This window comes from Bartonella sp. AP20NXHL, from assembly GCF_042196165.1.
Taxonomy (GTDB): Bacteria; Pseudomonadota; Alphaproteobacteria; order Rhizobiales; family Rhizobiaceae; genus Bartonella.
In genome coordinates, this window is record NZ_JBHIPV010000027.1 from 1 (window position 1) to 8261 (window position 8261).

Annotated in this window: 2 protein-coding genes and 1 pseudogene; all 3 read right to left on the minus strand. The window is 38.7% G+C overall.

Annotated features, from left to right (window positions below):
- A pseudogene (locus ACFILL_RS08385) lies at positions 1–1764 on the minus strand (autotransporter outer membrane beta-barrel domain-containing protein); the annotation flags it as partial.
- Between the two features lie 657 nt (positions 1765–2421).
- Positions 2422–7467 (minus strand): autotransporter outer membrane beta-barrel domain-containing protein, encoded by a 5046-nt coding sequence (locus tag ACFILL_RS08390; protein ID WP_375681093.1) that lies wholly within the window; start codon positions 7465–7467, stop codon positions 2422–2424.
- Between the two features lie 641 nt (positions 7468–8108).
- Positions 8109–8261 (minus strand): autotransporter outer membrane beta-barrel domain-containing protein (locus ACFILL_RS08395; RefSeq protein WP_375613936.1); only part of this gene is annotated, 153 nt, incomplete at its 5' end.

Sequence of the window (8261 nt, forward strand, 5' to 3'; positions counted from 1 at the left end):
TGCGAATTGTAAACCGGCAACTTCTGCTGTGGCAGAAACATCTGTCAGATCAATATGTCCGCCATTTATTACAACCAGCGCAGCCATTTTTGCTTCTATTGTATTTTTCTTCCCCTTCTGAGGAGTATCGGATTGGGTATCTAGGCCTTTAGAATTAGTATCAATAGCACGATTGCTCGTTTTAATTGTGCTACCTTCAATGACAAAAAGACCAACATCAACATTTTGAATGGTTGTTTTGCCATTGAATTCAACTATACTATCGGCATCCCAAATGTTTACACCAACGGTTGCTGCTTCGGACTCACCACCGGTTATTGTTAAATCTCCGCTAATGATTTGACTTCCACCGTCTGCATAAAGACCTTCATCGACATTTTGAATGGTTGTTTTGCCGGTTAACTGAATTTCACTACCAGAATCCTCTGTCCGTACACCAATGCTTATTTTGCCGAGATTTTCATTAATTGCTTTACCACCGACTACTGTTAAATTTTCGCTGGTAATTTTGCCACCATTTATTGCTCTAAGACCCTTCAAAATATTATTAATCGTTGCCGTTCCATGCAATTCAATTCTGCTATCAGGACCAAGTGCAAGTGCACCGGTTCCCGCGTCATTCGTTGTTAAAGCTATATCCGTGACATCAATCTGTCCACCATTTCGTGCCTCAAGCCCATGTGTGAATTTTTCAATGGTTGTTTTTCCATTTAGTTCGATCTTGCTGTTAGGCAGGTCAACTCCTACACCAGTGCTTTCTTCTTTTGCTCCAGAACCGATGAGTGTTAAATTTTCGCTGGTGATTTTACCACCATCAAATGCTCCAAGACCGTTCAAAGCATTGTTAATCTTTGTATTGCCTTTTAATTCAACTATGCTATCAGAACCAAGTGCAAGTGCACCGTTTCCGAAGTTATCGGTTGTTAGAGTAACATCCGTAATTTCAATACGTCCACCATGTTCTGTAAATAATGCGCCTTCATGTCCATTCAAACTTCCTCCTATGACAGCCCCTCCTTTCATTGTGATCTTGGATTCTATACCATCTGCATGGAGTCCAGTACCATTAGATGATGCGACTGTAACATTGTTGTTTAAAGTAATGGTGCTGCCATTTTGAGCAGATATTGCTGTATTTTTTGCACGAAATGATCCTCCAGAGATTGTTATTGTCGAGTGATCATCTGCAGATATGCCTGTTAGTGCTTGAGTAACGGTTACATTATTCAAGGTTACTGTGCTGTTTTTAGCACTTATTCCTAAGGATAGTGAACTGTTATCGTTTTCACTCGATATTACCACGTCTTCCAGCTTGTTTTTTTTACTCTTACTGTCAGAAAAGGAAGCACCAGTGCTAGATAAAATGCCAGATGAGGAGGCCTCCATTCCAGAATATGTAATTGTTCCCTTAGTCATTTGAAGTGTAGCACCGTCTTTGGCTTCAAGGCCTAAGAAAATACCAGAACCAGTGCCTTTAATGGTTGTGCCATCCAGTAACTCAATCGCACTGTTAGCACCTTCTGCTGTTACAGCATAGACGGTTTGGTTTGTGCCTTGGTTTATATCTTTATTCGTAACAATGGTTAAATGTTTTCCAATGATTTTGCCACCGTCTTTTGCGTGAATAGTTTCGTAGGTTTTATCGGATACTTCTTGTTGTTTTCCCCCAGAAACTACGAGGGTTTCAGCATGTGCACTGAACTGGATATTGAATAGGATGATAGCGGCTGCAGCCGTGCATGATAAAAGGGATGTTTTATACACTAGTATTCTCCTTATGATAGCCCCCAAATATTCATTTCCCCGCGAACTTCATAAGAAGAAGTGAAAATGGATAATTGTTATTAATTTCAGTAATTGTCTTTATTTGGTAAGACATTTTTGGTTTTTTGTCAAAATTAAAAAATACTTGATATTAATTATGTCTAATACAAAATGTATTTATAATTGATTTTATTTAAAGAATTATAATTTTGAATATTATTATTCAGAGAAATATTCTGAGATACTGATATAGTGGTACCATGACATCTTTTACGTGATGGTAGGGATTATTATATGACGCAAATTGGGATTATGAGGGAACAAAAAAGGATGTAGAAGAAGCTAGTAAAAAAGCTAACTTACTTGGGCTTAAAGTGGGTTGTCATCTTTCAACACAGTGGTATTAATTTATTTCTAATAGACTTCTCTTTTTTTCAAAGTAGGAAGTACTCTTCATCCACTGGGGATAGAAGTGCTCTGTTGCGTTTGTTGTGTCTTGTCTTGGGGATTTTCGTAAAGAACTAAGTATTAAGTATAAAGAGGGAAGGGTGCTTTAAAAGGAAAAAGGATGACTTTAATGTACAAAAAGAGCAGCATATTGTGCTGCCCTTTTTGTTAAATTGAATAGAATGAATAGGCTATTTTTACAGCCTTGATTTAAAACTGATAGCGTATGCCACCTGAAAAGCTTGCACCACTTATACCAGTTTTCTGAAGCTTTTGTCGATAGCTTACATCACCGTAAAGAGAGAAATTGTGAGACAGTTGTGCATTGATGCCAACGCCGCCCTCAATTGCTGTTCCTATGGGATCAAGGTCAAAATCTCTGCCAATCTGGATGGTACCATCATCACCAAAGGTTTTGATCAAGTTTGCTTTTCCATAGAAGGAAATGGCAGGACCATTTTCAGTGGTCATAATGGTTTTGGTTAAACGTCCACCAACACGGATCAACCATTGAGAAGGATTGTTCATATCAATTTTTAAATTATCAGCATCTTCAATGGTATCAAACATCAAATGTTGATAAGCAAGTTGTATTTGGGGCTCGAAGGTTAAACCTTCCATTCCGGTAGAAAATTGTTTGCCAACGGTGGTGGAAATACTCAACATTTTTACATTGTTCAATTTCGCGGTTTTACCAATGATAGCATTGGTGATATCGCCCTTTATTATCCCATAGGATAAAAGCGTATCGATATAGAAACCACTGTCATGTTGTACACTACCATAGGCAGTGAGAGACCATTTATCTAGGGTGCTTTTACTTGCATCCTGCATCTCTTTTGGAGTGAAAGACAGCTGCCCATAGGTACCTAAAAGACCAAGATGTGTAGTAGTGCTGTGCCCTTCTAACGTAGTCAATGCAACCCCACCTTGTATAGCAGCGTAGCGAATATCAGCACCATAACCATATTTAAGGGGACCGCGTTTCGAGGATAAGGTTCCTGTACCCCCATAGGTAGAGAGGAAGAAACTATTTTTTAGATTTTTCTGCTCTCCCAAGACTGTTGTTCTCATATTGGCTAAAAGTGCATTTTGCTTGGCCATATCGGCCAATCCAGTATAAAAGAGGGCATTTGGCATAACCAAATAGCTTGCCATTTGTGGTACAACTGCTCTTATTTTTGAATCGGTGTCAAAAAATTCAGGCTGCAAACGGAAATCCCAGAAATCTTTATCCTTTTCATCGAATAAGTTTTGGTTAGCATTGGCTTTGCCATAGCTTGATACTGGTCCATAGGCAGTCAGCGTATATTTATAAGGAGTTCCTCCTATGGTGGTATAGCCATTTTTCAATTTAAAGGAGTCTTCTTTTGCTTCTCCAGAAACTTGAATAAGTGAAAGTCCACCTATATTTGAAGGAGTAGAAGCATTTTCTACGCTCTCTTTATCCCCTGAAACACTTTTGACATAAACTGTTGTGGTGCCTGCTACATCACCGTGAATGAGAAGCCTATCGGTTTTTTGTGCATCTATTGCAACACCATCACTCCATATAGCGTTGAAATGAATTTCTGCCTCACCAGAGGCATTATAGACTGCTAGAATGTTCGGTATTCCAGATCCTATATGCAATGTATGATAATGATCTTCTACCGGTCCATTAAAAACAATAGAACTATCATTGAGATTGAGCACAGAAATATCAGAACGTGACCTTTGAGCAATAGCAAGCAGTTTTCCGTCATCATCGGTTTTTTTTGTACTGGTTTTCAATATCCATGTTGTCTTGTTTGTCAAATCAAAGCGTACAGTTCTGTTTTCTGCAATTTTTGCTCTTCCCTTTAATACGGAGTGATTAGCATTTAGTGTAAAAGCAAAATTATTTTCTTTAGTTGAACCTTTTGCTGCTAATAAAATATCGGCACTGATTTCTGAATTTTTGAGATTGGCTATACCGATTGATTGGTCTGCGTTAATTCCAATACTATTTTCAGTGCGAATCTTTGTATTTGTCAAGTTGATTTCTAAGGCATTATCGTCCTCGGATTTATCAAATGTTATGCCACTGTTTTCTGCTGTTGCAGAAACATTTGTTACATCAATATATCCGCTATTTTTTAAAACAAATGCTGATCCTTTTGCTGCTACGGTCCCTCCATTCATTTTAATTGTGCCACCGTTTTCTGCATAAAGTCCGATGAAAGTATTGCTAATCGCTGTATTTCCATGCAATTCAATTAAGCTGTAAGGATTGCTGGCAGCTGCACCGTATCCGTTGCCATCCATCGTTGTTAGAGCAACGTCTGTGACCTTAATATGTCCACTGTTCATTGCAAACAATGCCATGGTTTTCGCAGTTACTGTTCCACCAGTCATTATAATTGTGCCACTATTTTCTGCATCAAGTCCGGTTACAGCATTATTAATTGTTGTCTTTCCATATAATTCAATCAAGCTTTCAGGATCGGTTGCAGCAGCACCATAGTTACCATTTGTTGTTGTTAAAGCAACATCTGTGACTTTAATATGCCCACCGCTTTTTGCAAGCACTGCCATGTTTGTTGCAGTTACAGCTCCTCCCGTCATTGTGATTGCACCACTGTTTTCTGCATTGAGCCCGATGAAAATATTATTAATCGTTGTCTTTCCATCCAATTCAATCAAGCTTTCAGGATCGGAGGTAGCTGCTCCGTATCCGTTGCCATACATCGTTGTTAGAGCAACATCTGTGAGCTTAATATGTCCCCCGCTTTTTGCAAGCAATGCCATGTTTGTTGCGGCTACAGTTCCACCCGCCATTGTGATAGTACCACTGTTTTCTGCATTGAGCCCGATGAAAGCATTATTAATCGTTGTCTTTCCATCCAATTCAATCAAGCTTTCAGGATCGGAGGTAGCTGCTCCGTATCCGTTACCATACATCGTTGTTAGAGCAACATCTGTGAGCTTAATATGTCCACCGCTTTTTGCAAGCAATGCCATGTTTGTTGCGGCTACAGTTCCACCCGCCATTGTGATAGTACCACTATTTTCTGTATAAAGTCCGATGAAAGTATTATTAATCGTTGTCTTTCCATCCAATTCAATCAAGCTGTCAGGATCAGTGGTAGCTGCACCGTATCCGTTGCCATCCATTGTTGTTAGAGCAACATCTGTGACCTTAATATGTCCACCGTTTGCTGCAAACAGTGCCATGTTTGTTGCGGTTACAGTTCCACCCGCCATTGTGATAGTACCACTATTTTCTGTATAAAGTCCGATGAAAGCATTATTAATCGTTGTCTTTCCATGCAATTCAATCAAGCTGTTAGGATCGCTGGTAGCTGCACCATATCCGTTGCCATCCATTGTTGTTAGAGCAACATCTGTGACCTTAATATGTCCACCGCTTTTTGTAAGTACTGCCGCGCTTTTCCCAGTCACATTTCCACCCGCCATTGAGATAGTACCACTATTTTCTGTATAAAGTCCGATGAGAGCATTATTAATTGTTGTGTTCCCATCCAATTCAATTAAGCTTTCAGGATCGGTGGAAGCTGCACCGTTTCCGTTTCCGTCCATCGTTGTTAGAGCAACATCTGTGACCTTAATATATCCACCGTTCATGGTAAACAATGCTGCACTTTTTGCAGTTACAGCTCCTCCCGTCATTATGATGACACCATTGTTTTCCGCATCAAGTCCATTTATAGCATTATTAATCGTTGTCTCCCCATCCAATTCAATAAAGCTGTAAGGATCGGTGGAAGCTGCCCCGTATCCGTTTCCGTTCATCGTTGTTAGAGCAACATCTGTGACCTTAATATATCCACCTTTTTGTGCAAATAATGCTCTGTTTCCCGCAGTCACTGTCCCTCCCATCATTATGATGGTAGAGAATAAACCGTCTGTATAGAGTCCATCACCATCAGATGATGTAACTTGAACGCTGCCTTCTTTACTATTGGCTAAAGTAATGAAGCTGCCGTTCATTACGTATAGCCCTGTGTGTTCTCCATCAAATGCTCCTCCTAATATCGTTACTTGTGAACCATCTTCTGCCGATATGCTGGTGTCTGCTTGCGTAATGGTTACATTTTCTAAAGTGAGATGACTTCCGGCAAAGGCCGTTATTCCTGTGTATAAAAACTCTTCTTTTTCATTTTCTAATTCACTTTCCCATCCAGGGTCTAATTCATTGTCCGATGTTTTTACATTTTCTAGCTTGTCTTGATCACTTATGCTGGTATTTGCATAAGTAATGGTTACATTTTCTAACTTGTTTTTATCGCTTTTACTCTCATTGAAGAACGCACCAGTTTCAAAAGCCGTAATGGTTCCTCCAGTCATTGTGATTGTGCTACCGTTTGTTGCATAAAGCCCAATTACAGCGTCATTAATTACCGTATTTCCGTGCAGTTCAATTGTGCTGTCAACATCATTAGCTATTGCACCGATTCCGGTGCCATCTTTTTTTAAAGTAACATCTGTGACGTCAATATGTCCGCCATTTTCTGCAAGTAATGCTGTATTTTCTCCAGTGACTGATCCTCCTATCATTGTGATTGTGGATTGTGCACCATTTGCATAGAGTCCGTCACCATGAGATGATGTAACTTGAACACTGCCTTTTTTATTATCGGCTAATTCACTATAGGTTAAAGTAATAGCGCTGCCTTCCGTAGCAGATATTCCTTTGAGTTCTCCATCAAATGCTCCTCCTAAAATCGTTATTTCAGAATGATCATTTGCAAATATACTGGTGTTTGCTTGCGTAACCGTTACGTTTTCTAAAGTAACTTTGCTTTTGTTGTCGGCATTTATTCCCTTGTCCATGAAGTGGTCATCTTTACCGCTTGATATTGTTACACCTTCCAGCTTGTTTTTATCATTCATACTGTTTTCGAAGAAAGCGCCAATTTCAGAAACCGTAATAATGCCTCCAGTCATTTTGATTGTAGCACCATCTTTTGCATTAAGACCAAGACGAATGTCAAAATCAGTTCCTTTAATGGCTGTGTCTTGCAGTAATGTAATCGCACTGCCAAAACCGTCAGCTGTTACAGCATAAATATCCGTGTCTTTATTCCCAACCACAGTTAAATGTGTGCCGGTAATTTCCCCGTTGTCTTTCGCATTAATAATCTCATACGTTGTGTTAGATACTTCTTTTTTCTCGCCGGAAACTTCAAGAGTTTCAGCATATACATTGAGATGGGTGTTGAATAGCATGACAGCTATGACAGCCGTGCAGGATAAAAGGGACTTTTTACACATCAAGATTTTCCTAAATTATAAGTAAATTATAAGTGCCCCACACTCTTCCCCCGCTTATAAGAAGGATATCAAATGGATGGGTATTTTAGAGATGGAACGTGAATAGGCAATTTTTATTTTTATGTAAAGTATAAAATAAATTATACATTTAACATATAATGTATTATACTTAAATTCACTTAGTATTATATGAATACATTATGTTAATATTATATAAGTATTATAAGTTTTTCTATTCAAGATATGTGTTATGCTTGCATAAAGCTTATTGCTTATGCTTAAAGAAAAGGAGTAGGCAAGAAAATTTAAAAAAACTGTATGCTTGAGCCTGATAGGGATCTCTTTCAACATCATGAAACCAAAGATGATACCATATCTTTCATGTTTTTCTTTAACACGGTTACGATAAAATAGCGCTCATTGATTTTTCAATCGACGTTTAGTTTTTTTCAAGGGATATTTTTACTAGTTGAAAGCGCGCTATTTTATTGTTTTGAGTTTTTTAACTAATTTTCTTAAAGAAAAATGTTGGCGGTGTGTATTGGTAGAGAAGAATAGGGGAGAGATAAAAAGGCAGCATATTGTAGCTGCCTTTTTTGTTAATGCATAGAAAAGAAATACGCTGTTTTGACAGTTTTATTTTAAAACTGATAGCGTATGCCGCCTGAAAAGTTTGCACCACTTATACCAGTTTTCTGAAGCTTTTGTTGATAGCTCACATCACCATGAAGGGAGAAATTGTGAGACAGTTGCGCATTAATGCCAACGCCGCCTTCAATTGCAGGTCCCATAGG

Excerpts from the sequence above, each read along its gene's own strand:
- ACFILL_RS08390 (WP_375681093.1), bottom strand. The coding sequence starts at position 7,467 with ATGTGTAAAAAGTCCCTTTTATCCTGCACGGCTGTCATAGCTGTCATG.